This window comes from Aeromonas sp. R10-1, from assembly GCF_040908465.1.
Taxonomy (GTDB): Bacteria; Pseudomonadota; Gammaproteobacteria; order Enterobacterales; family Aeromonadaceae; genus Aeromonas; species Aeromonas caviae.
Genome location: NZ_JBFODT010000005.1, coordinates 139848 through 162534 on the forward strand (window position 1 = coordinate 139848; position 22687 = coordinate 162534).

The 22687-nt window shown below is 59.7% G+C and carries 22 protein-coding genes; 12 read left to right on the top strand and 10 right to left on the bottom strand.

Annotated features, from left to right (window positions below):
• Positions 1-34 precede the first annotated feature (34 nt).
• The 4 genes from AB5Y93_RS01925 (at position 35) to AB5Y93_RS01940 (ending at position 3669) form a co-directional block, all read left to right on the top strand.
• Positions 35-418, top strand: a complete 384-nt coding sequence (locus tag AB5Y93_RS01925) for a SirB2 family protein (protein ID WP_042880800.1) — start codon at positions 35-37, stop codon at positions 416-418.
• 11 nt (positions 419-429) lie between these two features.
• Positions 430-1230 (top strand): SirB1 family protein, encoded by an 801-nt coding sequence (locus AB5Y93_RS01930; protein ID WP_042015581.1) that lies wholly within the window; start codon positions 430-432, stop codon positions 1228-1230.
• 11 nt (positions 1231-1241) lie between these two features.
• The gene (gene kdsA, locus AB5Y93_RS01935; RefSeq protein ID WP_039039605.1) at positions 1242-2096 is read left to right on the top strand and encodes a 3-deoxy-8-phosphooctulonate synthase; all 855 of its coding nucleotides are present in this window, start codon (positions 1242-1244) and stop codon (positions 2094-2096) included.
• A 289-nt stretch (positions 2097-2385) separates the two neighbouring features.
• On the top strand, positions 2386-3669 hold the full coding sequence (locus AB5Y93_RS01940) for a dicarboxylate/amino acid:cation symporter (RefSeq protein ID WP_368228716.1): 1284 nt from the start codon (positions 2386-2388) through the stop codon (positions 3667-3669).
• 77 nt (positions 3670-3746) lie between these two features.
• Here the strand turns inward: AB5Y93_RS01940 and grcA are convergent, their stop codons facing one another.
• On the bottom strand, positions 3747-4127 hold the full coding sequence (gene grcA / locus AB5Y93_RS01945; protein WP_010673855.1) for an autonomous glycyl radical cofactor GrcA: 381 nt from the start codon (positions 4125-4127) through the stop codon (positions 3747-3749).
• Positions 4128-4734: 607 nt separating this feature from the next.
• Between grcA and ung the strand changes: the two genes are divergently transcribed.
• Complete coding sequence (gene ung, locus AB5Y93_RS01950) at positions 4735-5415, top strand: uracil-DNA glycosylase (protein ID WP_368228810.1); 681 nt, start codon at positions 4735-4737, stop codon at positions 5413-5415.
• 160 nt (positions 5416-5575) lie between these two features.
• Positions 5576-6121: a hemerythrin domain-containing protein gene (locus AB5Y93_RS01955; RefSeq protein WP_041212588.1), complete on the top strand. Its 546-nt coding sequence runs from the start codon at positions 5576-5578 to the stop codon at positions 6119-6121.
• A gap of 96 nt (positions 6122-6217) precedes the next feature.
• Here AB5Y93_RS01955 and AB5Y93_RS01960 read toward each other — a convergent pair whose 3' ends face one another.
• Both AB5Y93_RS01960 and tal read right to left on the bottom strand, forming a co-directional pair.
• A complete protein-coding gene (locus tag AB5Y93_RS01960) occupies positions 6218-6397 on the bottom strand; it encodes a DUF3545 family protein (protein ID WP_010673858.1) in 180 nt (59 codons plus the stop codon).
• Positions 6398-6577: 180 nt separating this feature from the next.
• The gene (gene tal / locus AB5Y93_RS01965) at positions 6578-7528 is read right to left on the bottom strand and encodes a transaldolase (RefSeq protein WP_010673859.1); all 951 of its coding nucleotides are present in this window, start codon (positions 7526-7528) and stop codon (positions 6578-6580) included.
• Positions 7529-8252: 724 nt separating this feature from the next.
• Between tal and AB5Y93_RS01970 the strand changes: the two genes are divergently transcribed.
• The 4 genes from AB5Y93_RS01970 (at position 8253) to yidZ (ending at position 13524) form a co-directional block, all read left to right on the top strand.
• Complete coding sequence (locus tag AB5Y93_RS01970) at positions 8253-9683, top strand: sodium:alanine symporter family protein (protein WP_043155782.1); 1431 nt, start codon at positions 8253-8255, stop codon at positions 9681-9683.
• Between the two features lie 179 nt (positions 9684-9862).
• Positions 9863-11014, top strand: coding sequence for a CMY-1/MOX family class C beta-lactamase (gene blaMOX, locus AB5Y93_RS01975; RefSeq protein ID WP_368228717.1), 1152 nt, complete (start codon positions 9863-9865; stop codon positions 11012-11014).
• Between the two features lie 292 nt (positions 11015-11306).
• Complete coding sequence (locus AB5Y93_RS01980; RefSeq protein ID WP_323933479.1) at positions 11307-12473, top strand: MdtL family multidrug efflux MFS transporter; 1167 nt, start codon at positions 11307-11309, stop codon at positions 12471-12473.
• 10 nt (positions 12474-12483) lie between these two features.
• A complete protein-coding gene (gene yidZ, locus AB5Y93_RS01985) occupies positions 12484-13524 on the top strand; it encodes an HTH-type transcriptional regulator YidZ (protein ID WP_368228718.1) in 1041 nt (346 codons plus the stop codon).
• Here yidZ and ruvX read toward each other — a convergent pair.
• From ruvX to metK, 7 genes are all read right to left on the bottom strand, one after another.
• Positions 13521-13943 (bottom strand): Holliday junction resolvase RuvX, encoded by a 423-nt coding sequence (ruvX, locus tag AB5Y93_RS01990; protein ID WP_010673863.1) that lies wholly within the window; start codon positions 13941-13943, stop codon positions 13521-13523. The two genes, yidZ and ruvX, sit on opposite strands and share 4 nt — an antisense overlap.
• Before the next feature lie 112 nt (positions 13944-14055).
• The gene (locus AB5Y93_RS01995) at positions 14056-14610 is read right to left on the bottom strand and encodes a YqgE/AlgH family protein (protein ID WP_103261728.1); all 555 of its coding nucleotides are present in this window, start codon (positions 14608-14610) and stop codon (positions 14056-14058) included.
• A 154-nt stretch (positions 14611-14764) separates the two neighbouring features.
• Entirely contained in the window at positions 14765-15715 is a 951-nt protein-coding gene (gene gshB, locus AB5Y93_RS02000; RefSeq protein ID WP_368228719.1) for a glutathione synthase, read from the bottom strand.
• A gap of 123 nt (positions 15716-15838) precedes the next feature.
• Positions 15839-16570, bottom strand: coding sequence for a 16S rRNA (uracil(1498)-N(3))-methyltransferase (gene rsmE, locus AB5Y93_RS02005; protein WP_104455513.1), 732 nt, complete (start codon positions 16568-16570; stop codon positions 15839-15841).
• Positions 16571-16699: 129 nt separating this feature from the next.
• Positions 16700-17392 carry an endonuclease gene (locus tag AB5Y93_RS02010; RefSeq protein WP_039040144.1) on the bottom strand — a complete coding sequence of 231 codons (693 nt, stop codon included), beginning with the start codon at positions 17390-17392 and terminating at the stop codon, positions 16700-16702.
• A 73-nt stretch (positions 17393-17465) separates the two neighbouring features.
• Positions 17466-18005: a SprT family zinc-dependent metalloprotease gene (locus AB5Y93_RS02015; RefSeq protein ID WP_368228720.1), complete on the bottom strand. Its 540-nt coding sequence runs from the start codon at positions 18003-18005 to the stop codon at positions 17466-17468.
• Positions 18006-18072: 67 nt separating this feature from the next.
• Complete coding sequence (gene metK, locus AB5Y93_RS02020) at positions 18073-19224, bottom strand: methionine adenosyltransferase (protein ID WP_010673869.1); 1152 nt, start codon at positions 19222-19224, stop codon at positions 18073-18075.
• A 340-nt stretch (positions 19225-19564) separates the two neighbouring features.
• On the opposite strand from metK, the gene tkt reads away from it, so the two are divergent.
• Both tkt and AB5Y93_RS02030 read left to right on the top strand, forming a co-directional pair.
• Positions 19565-21556, top strand: coding sequence for a transketolase (gene tkt / locus AB5Y93_RS02025; RefSeq protein WP_368228721.1), 1992 nt, complete (start codon positions 19565-19567; stop codon positions 21554-21556).
• A gap of 208 nt (positions 21557-21764) precedes the next feature.
• The gene (locus AB5Y93_RS02030; protein ID WP_368228722.1) at positions 21765-22598 is read left to right on the top strand and encodes a hypothetical protein; all 834 of its coding nucleotides are present in this window, start codon (positions 21765-21767) and stop codon (positions 22596-22598) included.
• Positions 22599-22687: the final 89 nt, after the last annotated feature.

Below are 22687 nucleotides of genomic sequence, written 5' to 3' on the forward strand. Positions count from 1 at the left end.
GCGGGCCCGGTCTGCCCCTGTTCAAGGAAATCTTATGTATGTTGTTCTCAAGCATCTGCACCTCACCCTGATTGCCGGGGCCGTGCTGATGTTTATCCTGCGCTTTTACTGGTTGCAGACCGGCTCCGCGCTGGCAGGGGGCGCCCGCACCCTCAAGATCAGCGGCTGGCTCAACGGCCTGGTGGTGCTCTCCGGTGCGCTGCTCTGCATGGTGCTGGGTCTCAACCCCCTCAACAACGCCATTCCCTGGCTGGCCGAGAAGCTGACGTCCATCCTGGTGGTGGCGTTTCTGGCCATGATGGCGCTGCGCCTGGCCCGTAGCAACGGCATCCGCTGGTTTGCCTTCCTGGGCGCACTGGGGTGGATCTTCTTTATCGCCAAGCTTGCGGTGCAAAAGCAGGCCAGCCTGTTCGGCTAGGAAGGATGACGATGATACGTGTGGATGAGTGGACCGACTTCGAGGCTCACGATCTGGCCGAGCTGGCGCTGTCGGTGAGCGACGAGATCCGGGGCCATGGCGGCACGGGAGAGGCCGAGCTTGCCCTCCTCGATGCCTGGCTGGACGAGACGATTGCCGAGGGAGACTGCGACGAGGTGCGCCGTCAGCTGTTGCAGGGTTTCTACCAGACCCTGGGCTTTCGTGGCGACTGGCAGGATTACTTCTCGTCTGCCAACTGCGATCTGGACCAGGTGCTGGCAAGGCGCAAGGGGATCCCGGTCAGCCTCGGCATCCTCCTCATCCAGCTGGGTCGCAAGATAGGTCTGGATGTGGAGGGGATCTGCTTCCCCGGCCATTTCCTCCTGAGTTTTGCCGGTCTGGACGGGGAGGTCTATGTGGACCCCTTCAACGGTGATGAACTGAGCCGGCACCGCATCGAACTGCTGCTGCGCGGTGCCCTCGGCAACCTGGCGAGTCTGAGCGATGATCATCTGCAGCCATCGGGGCAGTGGGAGATCATCGAGCGCTTGCTCAATGTCAGCAAGGGCGCCCTGCTGCGTGAGGAGCGCATGACGGAGGCGTTGCGCTGCAGCGAGCTGCTGCTGCGCATGAAGCCCGGCGATCCGCTGGAGACGCGGGATCGGGGCTTCATCTATGAGCAACTCGATTGCCCGCGCTTTGCCGCCGACGATTTCGAATACTTTATTGAACAATGCCCTGATGATCCCGTGGCCGATGTGCTGAAAACCCAGCTGGCCACCCTGGACCTCAGTCCCAAACCCCTCCATTAAGGATCCCTGAGATGGAACAGAAGAATATCAAGGTCAACCAGATCGACGTCGCCAACGACAAACCTTTCGTGCTGTTCGGCGGCATGAACGTGCTGGAATCCCGCGACATGGCGATGGCGGTGTGCGAGAAGTACGTGGAAGTTACCAGCAAGCTCGGCATCCCGTTCGTGTTCAAGGCGAGCTGGGACAAGGCCAACCGCTCCTCCATCCACTCCTATCGCGGCCCGGGTCTGGAAGAGGGGATGAAGATCTTCCAGGAGCTGAAAGCGACCTTCGGCATGCCGGTGATCTCCGATCTGCATGAGCCCCATCAGGCCAAACCGGTCGCCGAGGTGGTCGACGTCATCCAGCTGCCCGCCTTCCTGGCGCGCCAGACCGATCTGGTGGAGGCCATGGCCCGCACCGGCAACGTCATCAACATCAAGAAGCCGCAATTCCTGAGCCCAAGCCAGATGAAGAACATCACCGACAAGTTCGAGGAGTGTGGCAACGATCGCCTGATCCTCTGCGAGCGCGGTGCCAACTTCGGCTATGACAACCTGGTGGTGGACATGCTGGGCCTGGGCGTCATGAAGAAGAGCACCGGCGGCTATCCGGTCATCTTTGACGTCACCCACTCCCTGCAGTGCCGTGATCCCCTGGGAGCGGCCTCCGGCGGTCGCCGCGAGCAGGTGACCGAGCTGGCCCGTGCCGGCATGGCGGTGGGCCTGGCCGGTCTCTTTATCGAATCCCACCCGGATCCGAAAATTGCCCGCTGCGACGGCCCGAGCGCTCTGCCGCTGGAGAAGCTGGAAGGCTTCCTCAAGCAGATGAAGGCCATCGACGATCTCGTCAAGGGCTTCGAGCCCCTCGATACCTCCGCCTGATCGCGATTTTTACTATCAAAAATGCCCCGCCATGCGGGGCATTTTTATTTCCGTCATTTTCATTTGGTGCTCTTCGGCGTCCATTGCGACCATGTTTCTGTGGTGTTAATGATGTTAAATATGTTGTGTGATTGATGTCTCTTATTTGCTTCTTATGACATGCAAAAGTAGCGACCGTCAGGATGGCAAAAAGGTATGAAGCGGGTGAGATAACCCTATTTCTCGCCGCAGACTGCTGCATGCGTTATTTGCTGTCAGTGGAGTCACACTTATTAACAGGACGTTGAGCATGCACAAGAAAATTGTCAGTAGCCTCTATTTTCAGGTGATATTGGCAATCACCATCGGAATATGTCTGGGACATGTCTATCCGAGTCTGGGCGCAGATATGAAACCCCTTGGTGATGGCTTCGTTAAATTAATCAAGATGATCATCGCCCCCGTCATTTTTTGTACCGTGGTCACCGGCATTGCCGGCATGGAAAGCATGAAGGCGGTGGGCAAAACCGGTGCCATTGCGCTGATCTATTTTGAAGTGGTGAGCACCCTGGCCCTGATCATCGGTCTGTGCGTGGTCAACGTGCTGCAGCCGGGGGCCGGTATGAATGTGGATCCCTCCTCACTCGACGCCAGCGCCATCTCCGTCTATGCGGATCAGGCCCAGTCCCAGGGGATAATTCCCTTCCTGCTGGATGTGATACCGGCCAGCGTCATCGGTGCCTTTGCCGGCGGCAATATACTCCAGGTGTTGCTGTTTGCCGTCCTGTTCGGATTTTCCCTGCATCATATCGGGGAGAAGGGAAAACCCATCTTCAATATCATCGATGGTTTCTCCCAGGTTATTTTCGGCATCATCAACATGATCATGAAACTGGCGCCAGTCGGGGCATTTGGCGCCATGGCATTCACCATAGGGAAATACGGTATTGGTTCTTTGGTTCAGCTGGGGCAATTAATTGCTAGCTTCTATCTGACCTGCTTGCTGTTTATTTTTCTGGTGCTCGGCAGTATCGCCAAAGGCAATGGCTTCAGCATTGTGCGCTTTATTGCCTATATCCGGGAAGAGCTGTTGATCGTGCTCGGAACATCCTCGTCGGAATCCGTATTGCCGCGCATGCTGGTGAAAATGGAGGCGCTGGGCTGCAAGAAATCGGTGGTGGGTCTGGTGATCCCGACCGGTTACTCATTCAACCTGGACGGCACCTCCATCTATCTGACCATGGCAGCCGTCTTCATCGCCCAGGCGACCAACACCCCGCTGGACCTGTTCCATCAGCTCACCCTGCTGGTGGTGCTGCTTATCTCCTCCAAGGGGGCGGCCGGAGTCACGGGGAGTGGCTTCATCGTGCTGGCAGCCACCATCTCGGCGGTAGGGCATCTGCCGCTGGCCGGGCTGGCGCTGATCCTCGGGATTGATCGCTTCATGTCGGAGGCGCGCGCCCTGACCAACCTCATCGGCAACGGGGTGGCGACCCTGGTGGTGGCCCGTTACTGCGATCAGCTCGACGAGGCCACCATGCAGGACGCCCTGGCGAAACCCGTGGTGGCAAGGCCGGTGGACCTGCGTAGCTGACCCAGGTTCCGGCGGCGATCATCACCCATGAAAAAACGGCCCGAGGGGCCGTTTTTTATCTCTTTACGCAGGGCGCCTTACAGGCTCTGAGTGAAGGTGCGGGTGACCACGTCACGCTGCTGCTCCGGGGTCAGGGCGTTGAAACGCACGGCGTAGCCGGAGACGCGGATGGTGAGCTGCGGGTATTTTTCCGGGTTGGCGATGGCGTCTTCCAGGGTTTCGCGGCGAAGTACGTTGACGTTCAGGTGCTGACCCCCTTCGACCACAGGCTCTTGCTGAACCGGCAGTTCACGGTATTCGAATTGACCCAGGTCGGAGAGGCTGACTTCCTGATCGGCGGCAAAGCTGTCGCCCTTGGCGCAGATGCAGCGAGCCTGTTGTTTCTCTTCGTCCAGCAGCCAGAAAGAGTTCAGCAGAGCGGCGTTGGCGGACTGGGTGATTTGGATGCCCTTGATCATGGTATGACTCCTCATAGGAAAGCGGATTCAACGGTAAGCACATTACCCTGATGTTTTTAAACCACCTCTTGGAAGGAATGATTTAACGGGGCCTTGCCTTACACCTTTACTTCGTTGGGGCCATATATACCACGACGGTAATATTACGAAAATTGATCCAAATCAATAAAACCCCATTTTGCGTGCATTGAAAGGGATTAAATCATTGAGTTGAATCAAAAACAGATCATTTTTCTGTTTTTGTAAGATATATGAATTATGCATTTTTTATTATTCATATCTAGTAATTTAACTACACCTTTAGGGTTTATTTCTGGCGTCAGCGAAAACCGGCCTGCCCAGAGGCCTGTCCGAAGGACGTCCTGTTATTCCTGTGTCGACGCAGTACCGGTCATTGCCCGTGAACGCCGCCGCCACTTCCCAGGCTGGCAAGGCTGAGCCTGACCTCCATGCGGTTGCGTCTTGGGGGCGAGGACCCTATCCTGAGCCCCTTGCTCTATTGACCGAGGAGATAGCGGTGCCAAGCTGGACAGAAGGCGGGGAGTGGGGAGAGGCTGGCATGCCAGCCAGGATGGAAGGAGTGGATCCACAACGAGAGGAGACGGGTGTGCTGACCTGGAAAGATGTGATTGGTTCGGAGAAAGAGCAGGCGTATTTCATGGACACCCTGGCCACCGTCAGGGCCGAGCGGGAGGCGGGCAAGGTGATCTATCCCCCGGCGACCGAGGTCTTCAATGCCTTCAAACTGACCGAGCTGGATGACGTCAAGGTGGTGATCCTGGGGCAGGATCCCTATCACGGCCCGGACCAGGCGCACGGCCTCTGTTTCTCCGTCTTGCCCGGAGTGCGCACGCCGCCGTCCCTCGTCAACATCTACAAGGAGATGCAGCGGGATCTGCCGGGTTTTGTCACACCCAATCACGGATTCCTGGAATCCTGGGCCAGACAGGGAGTGCTGCTGCTCAATACGGTGCTGACGGTACAGGCGGGCATGGCGCACTCTCACGCCCACCTGGGGTGGGAGACCTTTACCGATCGGGTCATCGAGCGAATCAATGCCCATTGCCAGGGCGTCGTCTTCCTGCTGTGGGGCGCTCATGCCCAGAAGAAAGGGCGCTTCATCGACCGGTCGCGCCACCATGTGCTGAGCGCCCCCCATCCCAGCCCGCTCTCTGCCCATCGCGGTTTCATCGGTTGCGGCCACTTCTCCGAGGCCAATCGCCTGCTGGTCCAGCAAGGACTCAGTCCCATCGACTGGCTCTCGGTCTGCGCCGATCCGGCGGCCTGACGCCGTGCATGCACAGGGGAAATGGTGTCCCCTGTGCCCCCTGTGGTGAGAGGCTGGTGCAGCCGCTGTCTGCATCCGACTTGATTGAGTGCAAAGTTCAGGCAATAAATGACCGTATACTCGAGACAGACGTTTTCTCATTTCAGTGCAAGGAGTGCCCATGTTATCCAGTCTGCATAAGGACCACCTCAACATCACCCGGTTGCTGACGCTGCTCAAGCAAAAGCTGGCGGCCATTCGCAATGAGCAGCCGGTGAGCTACTTCCTGCTGCGGGATGTGGTGGATTATCTGCGCGAGGTATCCGACAAGTACCACCACCCGAAGGAAGACATGATTTATGACTACTACCTGAAATACAGGGTGGTGGAGGGGGAGGTGGCCAACCGGCTGCACGAGGAGCACGCCCGTCTGCTGGATGCAGGGACCGAGCTCAAGGAGATGGTGGAGATGATCCTGATGGATGCGGTCATCCCGCTGGATCAGTTCGTGGCCCGTCTGGAGCAGTTCATCGAGCAGCAGGAGGCGCACATGAACTATGAGGAAGGGGTCATCTTCCCCCATCTGCGCGACTCCCTGACCGAGGATGACTGGCGTCATCTCGAACAGCTCTGGCAGAACCGGGCCATCAATGATCCCCTGTTCGGGGCTGAGGTAAGCCAGCACTTCCAGGCGCTGGCCAAACAGCTCTCGCTGCCTGCAGCCTGACAGGAGGTTCACCCATAAAAACAGCGCCCCGGTCAATCCGGGGCGCTGTTTTTATGGCTCCACTCGTTGGAGTGAAACATGGGCGACGTGGGCGTATCAGAGCTCCAGGTCGTCCGATCCTTCATAGGCGATGTCGATGGCCTGCAGCTCCTTTTGCAGGCGGTGCTTGTCTTTAAGCGCCTCAATCTCACGCCATTTGCGTTTTTTTCCCGTTGTCCCGCGGCTACGTGAACCCAGCTCAACGACCTCGTCAAAATCGAAGTTGAACATGTCCATGGCTCCCTCCTTGGTTTTATGGTTTTCACCATCCGTATAACACGACGCCTTTGAAAATAAAACGTTTTTATGACGAAGTTGTGACAACCGGAAACAGGCACAAAAAAACCGGGCTGCCCTTTCGGGAGCCCGGTTTTTGCGGCGCCACTTCGCTCTGTGAGAGCCGTGTGGCGAGCGGCCTTACAGGTGGCTTGCCAGCATGGTTTCCAGCTTGCCCTGGTCGATGGCGAACAGGCGGATGCCTTCCCCCAGCTTCTCGACGGCCATGGCGTCCTGGTTCAGCTCCCAGCGGAATTCGGCTTCGGTCATCGGGGCCGGTTTGGCTGTGCGCTCGCCGGTGTAGTCCAGTTTGCGCACCACGGTGCCTTCGGCCTTGCTCAGCTCTTCCAGCAAAGCGGGGCCAATGGTCAGGCGGTCGCAGCCGGCCAGTTCCAGGATTTCGCCGGTGTTGCGGAAGCTCGCGCCCATGACCACGGTCGGGTAGTCGTGCTGCTTGTAGTAGTTGTAGATGGCGGTGACGGAGACCACGCCCGGATCTTCACTGGCGGTGTAGTCACGGCCGTTCTTGGCCTTGTACCAGTCGAGGATGCGGCCCACGAAGGGGGAGATGAGGAAGGCGCCGGCTTCGGCACAGGCGCGGGCCTGGGCGAAGGAGAACAGCAGGGTCAGGTTGCACTGGATACCCTCTTTCTCCAGCACCTCGGCGGCACGGATCCCTTCCCAGGTGGAGGCCAGCTTGATCAGGATGCGATCATTGCTGATGCCGGCTTCGTTGTAGAGGCGGATCAGCTTACGGGCCTTGGCGATGCTGGCGTCGGTGTCGAAGGAGAGGCGGGCGTCCACTTCGGTGGAGATGCGGCCCGGGACGATTTTCAGCACTTCGAGGCCGATGTTGACCGCCAGCTTGTCGCCTGCGTCGATGATTTGCTGTGCCTTGTCCTGGCTCTGGGATTTGGCCCAGGCAATGGCGTCCTGGATCAGGGCTGCGTACTCGGGGATCTCGGAGGCCTTGAGTACCAGAGAGGGGTTGGTGGTGGCATCGATGGGCTGGTAGCGCTTGATGGCTTCGATGTCGCCGGTATCGGCAACCACTGTGGTCAGGGCTTTCAGCTGGGTCAATTTATCGGCCATGGCAAATATCATCTCTTTATGAGGGAGCAATCCCAGGGTGGTGGGCATGAGACGGCAGTTCTGAAATTAAATTACAAGATCCCGGCGGCTCAGGCTCAGAAAGGGGCGATGGGCAGGCCCCATCGTCATTGCCTGCCTAATTAATACGGATGTGGCGCATCCTGCAATAGGGGGGCTTGTATGCGAATCAGCCAGGTGGTGAAAGCGGTACCGGCTGTCGAGTGAAAGTGTTTGATAAAAAACGAGTTTTATTCATGGTGTGGCGGCTGGCTCCGACATGGAAAAGCGCAATTATTTTGGTGGATTCATGAATTTGTGCGGGAGGTCACATAAATAGTTCTGTCAGCTACTTGAAATTTAATTACGTGTAAAACGTTTTGCGTTACAACCCCTTGCCGATGAGGCATGAGAGGCAAACGCTTGTCTCCCTGATGTCGTTTCACTCAGCGGTTTTTACCCCCATGGGATGAGTTGTAAAATGGTTCTCTATTGGCTCTAATTTGTGAGGGGCTGGGTTGCACATCAATTTTTGTTGATTTATTGCGTGCTAAATGAAGCTTTTTTGCATCAAATTGCTCGTTTTTTGTCTCCCCAGTGAGCCCTGTCACTATTCTGAATTCCCTCCCTATGCTAGATTCCGCCCCTTCGGCGCAATGCTGGTTCGGAAATTGACAGAGAGCGGTCAGCGCAGACTGGCCATGGATGTGATAACAACGAGAGAATTATGGACACCTTGATTGCAATGATTAACGACCTGATGTGGGGAGCCGTGCTCATTTACCTGCTGATCGGGGTCGGTATCTTCTTTACCTTCCGCCTGGGCTTTATCCAGATCCGCCACTTCGGCCACATGTTCTCGGTCCTGCGCAACAGTCGCAAATCCGACAGCGCCGGCATCTCCTCCTTCCAGGCTCTGTGTACCAGCCTGGCGGCTCGTGTCGGGACGGGCAATCTGGCCGGTGTGGCCGTCGCCATCTATCTGGGTGGCCCTGGCGCCGTCTTCTGGATGTGGCTGATCGCCTTCATCGGCATGGCCACCGCCTTCGTGGAGAGCACCCTGGCCCAGCTCTACAAGGTCAAGGATGAGGATGGCAACTACCGCGGCGGCCCCGCCTACTACATGGAGCGCGGCCTCGGCATGCGCTGGATGGGGGTGGTCTTCTCCCTCTGCCTGCTGCTGGCCTTCGGTCTGGTGTTCAACGCGGTGCAGGCCAACTCCATCAGCCTGGCCATGAACGTTGCCTTCGGTATCCCTGACTGGGTGAGCGGTCTGGCCCTGGTGGTGCTCTCCGGTCTCATCATCTTCGGCGGCATTCGCGGCATCGCCCGCTTTGCCGAGCTGGTGGTGCCCTTCATGGCGATCGCCTATATCCTGATGGCGCTGTTCGTGGTGTTCATGAACATCAGCGAGCTGCCGGGTATCTTCGCCCTCATCATCAAGTCTGCGTTCGGCATCGAGCAGGCAGGTTCCGGCGCCATGGGCTATGCCATCTCCCAGGCGATGATCAACGGCATCAAGCGCGGCCTCTTCTCCAACGAGGCGGGCATGGGCTCTGCCCCCAATGCTGCCGCCACTGCCACCCCCTATCCGCCGCACCCGGCCTCCCAGGGGTATGTGCAGATGCTGGGGGTCTTCCTCGATACCATCGTCATCTGTACCTGTACTGCCGCCATCATCCTGATGTCCGGCCAGTTCGAGCCGGGTTCCGGCGTGACCGGTGTCGAGCTGACCCAGCGCGCGCTCTCCTCCCAGGTGGGCGGCGGTGGCAACATCTTCATCGCAGCGGCCATCTTCTTCTTCGCCTTCACCTCCATCGTGGCGAACTACTCCTATGCGGAGACCAACCTGGTGTTCCTCGAGCACAACCACAAGGGCGGCCTGATGCTGTTCCGGATGTTCGTGCTGGGCATGGTGATGTTCGGCTCCGTGGGCGAACTGCCGACCGTGTGGGCTCTGGCGGATGTCTCCATGGGGCTGATGGCCATCGTCAACCTGGTGGCCATCCTGCTGCTCTCCGGCGTCGCCATCAAGCTGGCCAAGGACTACAACGACCAGCTCAAGGTGGGCCGCGTGCCGACCTTCGATGCCAACAAATACCCCGAGCTGCGCAGCCAGCTTGAAGAGGGGATCTGGGACAACCCGGGCAAGAAATAAGCCCGCGTTGCAAGGTGATTGAAGGGGAGCCATGGCTCCCCTTTTTCATGGGTAAAAAGAGGGGGCGGCTTCACACAGACTTCACAGAGCCTCATCGGCAGCACACCTCGCGGGACTATGCTGGGCTCATCACTCGCCGCCATGGCGATACCTTGCTAACGACAGTCAGGAGACATGCAATGCAACAACGACAATCCATCCTGTGGGGCGCTCTGGCCACCCTGATGTGGGCCGGTCTGGCTCATGCCGGTGACAAGGCGGTGACCGATCCCCTGCGCCCCGTGGTGGATGCCAGCATCCGGCCGCTACTCAAGGAGCACAGGATCCCGGGCATGGCGGTGGCCGTGCTCAAGGATGGCAAGGCCCACTATTTCAACTACGGTGTGGCCGATCGGGAGCGCGCGGTCGGTGTCAGCGAGCAGACCCTGTTCGAGATAGGCTCCGTGAGCAAGACCCTGACCGCGACGCTGGGGGCCTACGCCGTGGTGCAGGGGGGCTTCGAGCTCGATGACAAGGCGAGTCTGTTCGCCCCCTGGCTCAAGGGATCCGCCTTTGACAACATCACCATGGGGGAGCTGGCTACCTACAGCGCGGGCGGCTTGCCGCTGCAATTCCCCGAGGAGGTGGATTCGCTCGAGAAGATGCAGGCCTACTACCGCCAGTGGACCCCAGCCTACTCGCCGGGTTCCCATCGCCAGTACGCCAACCCCAGCATCGGGCTCTTTGGCTATCTGGCGGCGAGCAGCATGAAGCAGCCGTTCGATCGCCTGATGGAGCAGACGATCCTGCCGGGGCTTGGCCTGTACCATACCTACCTCAATGTGCCCGAGCAGGCCATGGGGCACTACGCCTACGGCTACTCGAAGGAGGACAAGCCCATCCGCGTCACTCCCGGCATGCTGGCGGACGAGGCCTACGGCATCAAGACCAGCTCGGCGGATCTGCTGCGCTTTGTGAAGGCGAACATCAGCGGGGTGGATAATGCGGCCATGCAGCAGGCCATCGACCTGACTCACCAGGGCCAGTATGCGGTGGGGGAGATGACCCAGGGACTGGGCTGGGAGCGTTACGCCTATCCCGTCAGCGAGCAGACGCTGCTGGCGGGCAACTCCCCGGCGATGATTTACAATGCCAACCCGGCGGTGCCCGCGCCCGCTGCGGCAGGGCACCCTGTGCTCTTCAACAAGACCGGCTCGACCAACGGCTTCGGGGCCTATGTGGCCTTCGTGCCGGCCAAAGGGATTGGCATCGTCATGCTGGCCAATCGCAACTACCCCAACGAGGCGCGCATCAAGGCGGCTCACGCAATCCTGACGCAACTGGCCAGGTAATGGTGCGCCTTCGCTGAGCTTTGAGGGCACACCGCATCGCGGCGTGCCCGTTACCTCGGACCCGACCCCTCAAGCGCGACCTGGCAGGGGGCGGGTCGATGAGCATGCCAATCCGGACCTCTCCTGCGGGAGATGTCCGGATTGGCATCCACCGAGTGCCATCTCGTCACTAGGCCCCGGCAGGCCGCCCGCTCTATAGTGCCCGGCATCTTCCTCTGCTTTTGCAGGATTGAGTTGTCAATCTCGCTGACAGCGCACCTGTGATGGTGAAACCTGCTGCTATGGAGCCTTCATGGGTATGTTTCTGCTGTGTACTTTTCTGATGATCATCCTCTATCCCCTCGGGATCGATCTCTATCTGGTGGCCGTCCCCCGCATTGCGCAAACCCTGCAGGGGAGCGAGGCGCAGATCCACACCGCTTTTTCCATCTATCTGCTGGGCATGGCGGCTACCGTGCTGCCGGGGGGCATGCTGGCGGATCGCCATGGCAGGCGCCCCGTGGTGCTGGGGGGCGCCCTCATCTTCGTGGTCGCCTCCCTGGTGGCGGCGGAGGCGACCGGCATCGCCCAGTTTTATCTGGGGCGTTTCTGGCAAGGGGTGGGCGCTGGAGCGCTCTACATCATGACCTTCACCGTGCTGCGGGATGTGCTGAGCCAGGCGCGCCTCGCGATGGCTCTCTCCCTCATCAACGGCGTGATCTGCGTCATTCCGGTGCTGGCTCCCGTACTCGGTTATCTCATCCTGTCGCACTTCGAGTGGCGCGGCATCTTCGTGGGCATGGCGCTGGTGGCCGCCATCAGTGCCCTGGTCAACCTGCGACTGCTCAAGGAGACCCGCCCCGCCCGCCAGCCTGCGGGGGCATCGCCGCTGGCCCTGCTGGGCACGGCCCCCTTCATGCAGCGCGCCTTGCTGACCAGCGCCAGCGTGGCCGCCATCCTGGTCTATGTGAGCGTCTCGCCCCTCGTCCTGATGACCACGTTCGGCCTGCCTCCCGAGCAGTACACCCGGCTGATGATGGCGATGGCCGGGGTGAGCATGTCCGCTTCCTTCCTGACCCCCTTGCTGCTGCGCTGGCTCGGCAAGGCAAGGGTGCTGGCGCTCTCCCACCTCGCCTACCTGCTGGCCTTGCTCGCCCTGCTGTGCAGCAGCGGGCCTGAAGGCGGCCTGTCCTGGCTGCTGGCGGGGTTTGCCCTGGTCTGCATCGGGTTTTCCTGCGGGTTCGGGGTGGCGATGGGGGAGGCGCTGGATGTGTGCGGGGATCAGGTGGCATCGGCCAGCGCCCTGCTCTGCATCATGCAGATAGGGTTGTCCGGGCTCTTCATCTGGGGGATGGGCCATCTGGGGATGCCTGCGCTCTGGATGCTGATCCTGGCACTCCTGCTGGCGCTGCTCGGTTACCTGGTGGTCAAGGTGCTGCTACCATGGCGTGCGGTACGGCGAGTCCGGGCTCGGGGATAGGAGAGAAGCGATGCGCAATCTGGGTGAACTCGATTTGAACCTGCTGGTGGTCTTCAGGCACCTGATGCAGGAGCGCAGCGTGGCGGGGGCGGCCAAGAAGCTGTGTGTCACCCCGTCGGCGGTGAGCAAGGCGCTCGGCAAGCTGCGGGACTGGTTCGGGGACCCCCTCTTCGTGCGCGTGCGCCAGGGCTTGCAGCCGACCAATCTCTCCCTGACCCTGGCAGAGGAGCTCAAGACCTGGTTCCAGCTCACCGAGAGCATCAGCACCCTCAACAGCGAGGCGATCCCCGAGGGGGCCCGCTTCAGTATGGTGATGGAGTCCCCCTTTGGCATCAGCTTCCTGAGCGAGCTGCCCACGACCATCTACCAGAAGTACCCCCACTCCGTGGTCAGGATGCTGGGCTGGGATCACCACTCCCTCAACGACATCGTCAACGGGGAGGCGGATCTCGGCTTCTGCGCCCGGGAGACCCACGGCCGCTCCCATGCCAGGGTCAACCGGCTGCCCTATTACATCGATCACGAAGTGCTGTTCTGCGATCGTCCCGTGGTGTTCCTGCGCAAGGATCACCCCTTGCTCGGGCAGACGTGGTCGCTGACCCGCTTTCTGGCCTGCCCCCAGGTGAGCGTGGTGTGGGAGGCCAGCGACAGCTGGGCACTGGATGATCTGCTGGAGGACGAAGGCCACAGGCGGCAGGTGCCCATCATGGTGGCGAGCTTCGAGCAGGCGCTGCACATCGCCGCCCAAAAGAGCCACGAGCTGATCGCCGTGGTGCCTTCATATTGCGCGGACTATGCCGCCAGACATCACCCCGACCTCATCCCCATGCCGTTGCCGCTGGAAGAGTCTCTCTATGCCCAGCTGGAGATCGCCTTCATCCTGCTGTGGCACAAGCGCCACAATCAGGATGCCAAGGTGATGTGGTTGCGGGGGGAGATCCGGCGGCTCTATGGCCTGGCCGCGGCGGGGATGACGCGTTTTGCCTGGGGCGGGCCCATGGAGAGCGGGGCGGCGAAAGAGAAGCAAGGGGGAGGAGGCACCCCGGTTTAGTCGTACTGCTCTTCCATCCAGGCTTCGACGATGAGCTGGGCGGAGACGCCGTCCACGCTCCCCTTGTCCAGCGCCTTGTAGCCGCCACGTTCAAACAGGCGGGCGCGGGCATCCGTGGTGGTGAGCCGCTCGTCCTTGAACTCCACCGGCTTGCCGAAGCGGCCGTGCAGGCGATTGCCGAACTTGCGGGCCCGCACCGTGATCTCCTGGTCCGTGCCATCCATGTTGAGCGGCAGACCGACGATCAGCAGATCCGGTTGCCACTCCTTGATCAGCTTCTCTATCTCGTCCCAGTTGGGGATGCCGTCGTTGGCCTTGAGGGAGCGAAGGGGGCGGGCGCTGCCCGTGAGCTCCTGGCCGATGGCGACACCGATGCTCTTGGTGCCGTAGTCAAAGCCCATGATGCTGCGTGATGACATGGGGTCTCCTCGAAATGGATGGATAAATGAAGGGGGAAGACCCCTCCCTGTCTCCCCCTGCTCATGGGGGGAGGTGAGCGTGCCGCCTCCCCCGGAGGGGAGGGCCGGGGTGTCAGCTATGCCCCACCTGGCTGGAGAGGTGCAGGGGGTTGACCCCAATGCTCGCTGCGGCTTGCTGCCAGCGCAGGTGGATGGGGGTATCGAAGACCAGCTTGGGATTGGGGGGGATCACCAGCCAGGCGCCATCCACCAGCTCCTGCTCGAGCTGGCCTGCACTCCAGCCGGCGTAACCGAGCGCCACCAGCCAGTGGTCCGGCGCCTCGTCGGTGCCCAGGGTCTCCAGGATGTCCTTGGAGGTGGTGACCATCATCTCGTCGCTCACCTGCAGGGTGGAGTTGAAGCCCGGGCGGAAGCTGTGCAACACGAAGCCGCGATCCCCGTGCACCGGCCCCCCCTGCAACACCGGCTGTTTCATCTCGGCGGTGGCGGGGGGATTGAGGTTGAGCTTGGTCAGCATGGCGTCCAGGGCCATGTCGACCGGAATGTTGACCACCAGTCCCATGGCGCCTTCGCTGCTGTGTTCACACAGATAGACCAGGGAGCGCTGGAAATAAGCGTCTGTGAGGCTCGGCATGGCGAGCAGAAAGTGATTTTGCAGTGTTTGCATGGAGCGTATGTATCTCTAAGCGTGCAAAGGTATTTGGGGTGATTATGGCAGTTGATGGCGGCGGGCAAAACCGCTTTTTGCCGGCAGGAGGGCGGCAGTCAAAGGGGCCCTCACGGCCCCTTGTGTGTGTTTCCTCGCCGCGGCAACGAAGGGGTCAGCGGCCCAGTCGGCGCTCGATGGCGTCCATCAGCATGCCGGTAATGGAGATGTCGAAGGCCGCCTCAATCTCGCGGATGCAGGTCGGGCTGGTGACGTTAATCTCGGTCAGGCGATCGCCGATGATGTCGAGGCCGACGAAGATGAGCCCCTTCTCTTTCAGCGTCGGGCCCACCGCGCGGGCGATGGCCCAGTCCGCTTCACTCAAGGGGCGGGCCTCGCCACGGCCACCGGCCGCCAGGTTGCCACGGGTCTCACCCTGGGCCGGAATGCGGGCCAGGCAGTAGGGAACCGGCTCACCGTCCACCACCAGTACCCGCTTGTCGCCATCCTTGATGGCGGGCAGATAGGTCTGCGCCATGCAGTACTGGCTGCCGTGCGAGGTTAATGTCTCGATGATGACACCGACGTTGGCGTCATCCTCCTTCATGCGGAAGATGGAGGCGCCGCCCATGCCGTCCAGCGGTTTGAGGATGACGTCTTTGTGCTGGGCGTGGAAAGCCCGCAGCTTGTCTGCTCTGCGAGTGACGAGCGTGGTCGGGGTGTGCTCGGCAAACCAGGCTGTGTAGAGCTTCTCGTTGGCGTCGCGCAGGCTCTGGGGCTTGTTGACGATGAGGCAACCCTCATCCTCGGCCCGTTCCAGCATGTAGGTGGCGTAGATGAACTCGGTGTCGAAGGGGGGATCCTTGCGCATCAGGATCACGTCCAGGCTGGAGAGCGGCTGATCCACCACCTCGCCCAGCGTGTACCAGTCGGCATAGTCATATTTGACGGTGAGCGGACGCATGGTGCCGAAGGCGCGACCGGCCTCCATGTAGAGATCCTTCATCTCCAGATAGAACAGCTCGTAGCCGCGCTTTTGCGCCTCTTCGAGCATGGCGAAGCTGGAGTCCTTCTTGATGTTGATGGCCGAGATGGGGTCCATCACGATGCCGAGTTTAATGGTCATCCGAGTTTCCTTCCTAATGGCTCGATGGGATGTGATGACCCCCTCCCTGCCTCCCCCTTCACAAGGGGGAGGGGCCTGTTGCTCCCTCCCCTGCGAAGGGGAGGGCCGGGGTGGGGTCGGCTGTCAGGCCAGATCGCCAAAGCGGCACTGAAGCGCAGTAATCGCCGTCAGGGCGGCGGTTTCGGTGCGCAGCACCCGCGGCCCCAGCAGCATCTCCTTGAAATCTTCCTGCACGGTACGGGCGATCTCGTCGCTGGACAAGCCCCCTTCCGGGCCGATCAGCAGGCGCACGCCGTGCTCGGGGATGGGCAGGGTGTTGATGCTGTAAGGGGCGCGCGGGTGCAGGTTGAGCTTGAGCTCCTGAGTCTCTTCCGCCAGCCAGGCGTCCAGCTCCATCGGCATGCGCACCTCGGGCACGGTATTGCGGCCGCACTGCTCGCAGGCGCTGATCACCACTTTTTGCCACTGCTCGCGTTTTTTCTCCAGCCGATCGGCGGGCAGCTTGACGCCGCAGCGCTCGGAGAAGAGGGGCGTGATGCAGGTGACGCCGAGCTCCACGGATTTCTGGATGGTGAAGTCCATCTTGTCGCCGCGGCTGATCACCTGACCCAGGTGGATGGCCAGCGGTGACTCCACCGAGCGGGTCTCGCAACTGTCGATGGTCACTTCCACCGACTTCTTGCCGACGTTGGCGATGGTGGCGGGGTACTGGTGGCCGTCGCCGTTGAACAGCTCGAGCTGCTGGCCCGGCTGCATGCGCAGCACGCGGCCGATGTGATTGGCACCGTCTTCCGACAGGGCGAGGGTCTGGCCAACCTGCAGGCTGGCCGGTTCATAGATACGTGGAATGCGCATGGCTGATAGTCAGTCTCTTGCTTGGAAACCCTTCAATACCCTACTGCACGGCGGCGAGCAAGGCTCGCGAGACAGAGAGTGAAGGGATTCAGGAGGAGGGGGACGCTCCCCCTCCCTGGTCAAATGGGGTTACTGGCACTGCTTTTCAATGAAGGGATTGGTATTGCCCTGCAGCTTGCCGATACGGCGATTGCGCTCGCACTCCCAGCGATCAGCCGGATACTGCCTGTCCCAGGCTTCGTAAAGCTTGCGCTGCTGGGCCGCCAGACGCAGTCCGTACTGCTGGCTCATGTAGAGGTAGGCGCGGGCGATCTGGCCACGCACCGGCCCCTTGGGCGGCTGCACCTGGCGTTCCTTGAAGTCCACCAGCATCTGGCACTTGCCGTACTGGTTGGGTTTGCCGTTCCAGTCGCTGAAGCGGAAGTTCGCCCGATCGCCGTTCACCTCGCCGATGGCGGGGAAGAGGTTGTGCATGTCTCCCTCCATCCTGTTGAACTCGTCGCTCTTGCCGCAATTCTTGCGACCCCCGTCCTGCCAGCACTGGAGCTGGTGGCCGAACTCCCAGGCGGGCACCACGTGCTCCCATTCGATGCGGGAGGCCCGCTCGGCCTGTTTGCGCGGCAGGTAGCCGCAGCTCTCCCAGTCGGGGGCCATCTTCTTGCCGCTGAACTTGATGTTGCAGCCGCAGTAGAAGGTGACGGGGTGGCTCTGGTAGAGCTTGTTCAGATCCTGCTTGGCGGCGCGAAAGGTCTGGATGTTGTCGGCATGGGCCGGGGCGCTGACCAGCAGGGCCAGGCAGAGGGAGAGCAGAGGGCGAAACATGAATATCCTTGGCAATGAGACAGTTGAATGAAGTAAGCGCGCACCCTATCACAGGAGCGCGACACGGGGTGACTCAATCCGCCGTCGTGTCGCGCTGCCACACCAGGGGCTGGCGACAGCGGCGGCAGTGATAGCGGGCCTCGCCGCGTATCACCTTGTTGTGGCGGCGCACGGAGAGGGGATGCTGCTGGCAGGCGCAGGCATACACGAAGGTGCGCTGGGCCAGCACCCCCAGATCAAAGCTGTGGGTGGTGCTGGGTTCGAGACCGAACAGCTCCCGCATCACCGACTGCCACTGGCGACCGTGGGGCAGTACCCGGCTCTTGCCGCGCCCCTCTCCCCAGAGCGCATAGACCAGCAGGTGCGCCACCTCGTGGGGCACCACTTCCCTTAAAAACGCCTGCTGATTGGCCTGATAGAGCGCCGGATTGAAACGCAGCTCCCAGGTTTGCAGCCGCGCAGACCCTGCCGCCCGGCCCCGCATGTTGCAGTGGACTTGCGGGCGCGGGAAGGTGCGGCCAAGGCGCGTTTCAGCCTGCACAAAGCAGGCCTCGACGCGCGTGAGCAGCGTCTCGATGAGGGTGGGGTCAAGCCGGGTGGCAGTGGCAGGCATGGGATCCTCGGGACGGACACAAAAGCAAAAGGGGAGCCAGGCTCCCCTTTTATCACAACCTCGAGCCTTACAGGCCGGCGGCAGCGCGCAGCAGCTCGGCCTTGTCGGTCTTCTCCCAGGGGAACTCGTCGCGGCCGAAGTGGCCGTAAGCGGCGGTTGCCTGGTAGATCGGGCGCTTCAGATCCAGCATCTCGATGAGACCATAGGGGCGCAGCTCGAAGAACTCGCGCACCAGCTTGACCAGCAGGGCTTCGGCCACCTTGCCGGTGCCGAAAGTTTCGACGCTGATGGAGGTGGGCTCGGCCACGCCGATGGCGTAGGAGACCTGCACTTCACAGCGATCCGCGAGGCCTGCGGCCACGATGTTCTTGGCCACGTAGCGGGCGGCGTAGGCGGCGGAGCGGTCCACCTTGGACGGATCCTTGCCGGAGAAGGCGCCACCACCGTGACGGGCCATGCCGCCGTAGGTGTCGACGATGATCTTGCGACCGGTCAGACCGCAGTCACCCATGGGGCCGCCGATGACGAAACGGCCGGTCGGGTTGATGAAGTACTTGGTGTCCTTGTTGATCCACTCGGCGGGCAGCACCGGCTTGATGATCTCTTCGCGCACAGCTTCCACCAGATCGCTGTGGCTGATGGAGTCGCAATGCTGGGTGGAGAGCACCACGGCATCGACACCCAGGATCTTGCCTGCGTCGTCGTAGGCGAAGGTCAGCTGGCTCTTGGCGTCCGGACGCAGCCACGGCAGGGTGCCGTTCTTGCGCACTTCTGCCTGACGCTTCACCAGCAGGTGGGAGTAGGTGATGGGCGCGGGCATCAGCACGTCGGTTTCGTTGGTGGCGTAGCCGAACATCAGGCCCTGGTCACCTGCACCTTGCTCCAGCGGGTCGGTACGGTCGACGCCCTGGTTGATGTCCGGAGACTGTTTGCCGATGGCGTTCAGCACGGCGCAGGAGTCGGCGTCGAAGCCCATGTCGGAGTGGGTGTAACCAATCTCGCGCACGGTGTCGCGCACGATCTGTTCGATGTCGACCCAGGCAGAGGTGGTCACTTCGCCGGCTACCATCACCATGCCGGTCTTGACCAGGGTTTCGCAGGCGACGCGCGCCTTGGTGTCCTGCTGCAGGATGGCGTCCAGCACCGCATCGGAGATCTGGTCGGCGATTTTATCGGGATGGCCTTCGGAGACCGACTCGGAAGTAAACAGCTTTGCCATGTTTGGTTCTCGATTCGTAAGGGTTATCGCCTTGGCCATAACCGGATAATGACAGGATGACTGTAGAGGTATCTACATCTGGACGTCTATTTTAAATAGGTCATCCGGTGATTGCCAGCACTATTTGGGGGTGGAGCCGCCCGGGGCAGGATGGGGAAGGGATCTACCTCCATGGAGGTGAGTCAGGGGGCGGATTGAATCGTTTTCCCCGCCCAGAAAAGCGATTGTGCTCCCAAAGCCACTTTATTCGCCCAGATAATATTTGCACGCCGCGCCCCCTGCTGGGACAATAACGCGCCTTAATCTTGGCCATCAAATGAAGCAATCGCAGGAGATACAGATGCCTTCTCGTAAAGAGCTTGCCAATGCCATTCGTGCATTGAGTATGGATGCCGTTCAAAAAGCCAACTCCGGTCACCCGGGCGCCCCCATGGGAATGGCGGATATCGCTGAAGTGCTGTGGCGCAGCCACCTCAAACACAACCCGAACAACCCCAAGTGGGCCGACCGCGACCGTTTCATTCTCTCCAACGGCCACGGCTCCATGCTGCTGTACTCCCTGCTGCACCTCTCCGGTTATGACCTCTCCATCGACGATCTGAAAAACTTCCGCCAACTGCACTCTCGCACCCCGGGTCACCCGGAGTACGGTTATGCGCCGGGCGTTGAAACCACCACCGGTCCGCTGGGTCAGGGCATCACCAACGCCGTGGGCATGGCGATCGCCGAGAAGGCCATGGCCGAGCAGTTCAACCAGCCGGGTCACGACATCGTCGACCACTACACCTACGCCTTCATGGGCGACGGCTGCTTGATGGAAGGTATCTCCCACGAAGCCTGCTCCCTGGCCGGCACCCTGGGCCTGGGCAAGCTGATCGCGTTCTGGGATGACAACGGCATCTCCATCGACGGTCACGTAGAAGGCTGGTTCACCGACGACACTCCCAAGCGCTTCGAAGCCTACGGCTGGCACGTCATCCCGGCCGTTGACGGTCACAACCCGGAAGCCATTAACGCCGCCATCGAAGCCGCCAAGGCCGAGACCGGCAAGCCGACCCTGATCTGCTGCCGCACCATCATCGGCTACGGTTCCCCGAACAAGTCCGGCTCCCACGACTGCCACGGCGCACCGCTGGGCAACGACGAGATCGCCGCCGCCCGTGCCTTCCTGAAGTGGGACCACGCGCCGTTCGTCATCCCGTCCGACATCGCCGCCGAGTGGAACGGTCAGGAGAAGGGCGCCAAGCTCGAATCCGACTGGGCTGCCAAGTTCGCCGCCTATGAAGCCGCTCACCCGGCCTTGGCTGCCGAGTTCAAGCGCCGCACCACTGGCGAGCTGCCGGCCAACTGGGCTGCTGAATCCGCCAAGATCATCGAAACCCTGCAGGCCAACCCGGCCAAGATCGCGACCCGTAAAGCGTCCCAGAACTCCCTGGAAGCCTTCGGCAAGCTGCTGCCGGAATTCATGGGCGGCTCCGCGGATCTCGCGCCGTCCAACCTGACCATGTGGTCCGGCTCCAAGTCCCTGACTCCCGAGAGCGCCGCAGGCAACTACATCCACTACGGCGTGCGCGAGTTCGGCATGTCCGCCATCATGAACGGCATCGCCCTGCACGGTGGTTTCATCCCCTACGGCGCCACCTTCCTGATGTTCATGGAGTACGCCCGCAACGCCTTGCGCATGGCCGCCCTGATGAAGCAGCGCGCCATCTTCGTCTACACCCACGACTCCATCGGTCTGGGTGAAGATGGTCCGACTCACCAGCCGGTCGAGCAGATCGCCTCCCTGCGTCTGACCCCGAACATGAGCACCTGGCGCCCGTGTGACCAGGTAGAGTCCGCCATCGCCTGGAAACACGCCATCGAGCGTACCGACGGCCCGACCTCCCTGATCTTCTCCCGTCAGAACCTGGCCCAGATGGACCGCACCGCCCAGCAACTGGCCGATGCCGCCAAGGGTGGTTACGTGCTGAAGGATTGCGCCGGTACCCCGGAGCTGATCCTGATCGCCACCGGTTCCGAAGTGGAGCTGGCCGTGGCTGCCTATGAGCAGCTGGCTGCCAAGGGCCGTGCCGTGCGCGTGGTCTCCATCCCGTCTACCGACGTGTTCGATGCCCAGTCTGCCGAGTACAAAGAGTCCGTCCTGCCGGCCGCCGTCACCAAGCGCGTGGCCATCGAAGCAGGCATCGCCGACTACTGGTACAAGTACGTCGGTTTCGGCGGCAAGATCATCGGTATGACCACCTTTGGTGAGTCTGCACCGGCCGAGCTGCTGTTCAAGGAATTCGGCTTTACCGTGGAAAACGTGGTTGCGACTGCAGAGTCCCTGTAATAGCTGACCATTGGGCCACTCTGGCCCAATAGCCGGAAAATAAAGCGCCCTCCATCGCAAGATGGGGGGCGTTTTTATTTCTTACTACATTTTATTGGCTTGAAGAAAGTCATGCTTATTTTGTTTAAAAATCTGTATAGTATTTCCATTTTTTGACCTCTAGTAATATTGTGTTGTTAGATCAGGAACATAAGATGGGAGGGTTTAAGTGTTATTTGAAAAACCTAATATAAAAAGACCTATTTCTTTAGATACTGTTTGTTTATTTCTAGTTGTTATCATTGCAACGGCATATATAACCTATGGCGTTTGTGTAGTTTATGGTTTGGTTGGTACCTTTGACAGTAGCTATAAAATAACATTCTTGGACATTATTAATGGCTTTGCCCAAATAGCGACCTCATTAGCTTTCGGATTAGCATTGCTGCAATATAGAAAAAGTGTCATTCAACAAAGACAGCTTATTATTGCTTCGGAGGCAAGAGTACAAATAGATAAAATGGTCGTGGTTATTGAAAACATCAAAGTGGGTAATGACAGCAATTTAATTAATCTTGACCAGTCAATGACTCAGTTGTCAAACATAGCAAATAACTTCGATGAACTATATAGTGCGATGAAGGAGGATATTCATAAAGCAATCGTGAGAATGCAATGGCAAGATATGCATTTCAACTATTTACGACGAGCTTTCAATGAGATAGACCCTATAGTAATTATTAGAAACGAATCATCGATAAGTGATGCAGAATTAGATTTAGCTATGGTTGATGCTCAAGAGGAATCAGAAAAAGTAATTGATGTTTACAAAAAGTATGCTTTTTTAAAAACATTGGTAAATCACCACAGTATTTCTGATAAGTTTTCATTTAAAAATAAATTCAATTCTTTAGATATGTTTGTAGTTTCTTTTTTGAATGATAAAAATTTAGACTGTTTATTCTATGGTTTAATGTCTCATGTTGACATTAGAGCTTGCGCACCTATATTAGCTGTAGCTGAGCCAAGTAAATGGGCTTTGGAAAAAATCCCGAATAGATAAACAAAGTTAATTTGTAGAATAGATTAGCGAAGCGCAATCGGACGTTCGTGTTTTTTATATCGATGTCATAAAAATAATATCCCTCCCTG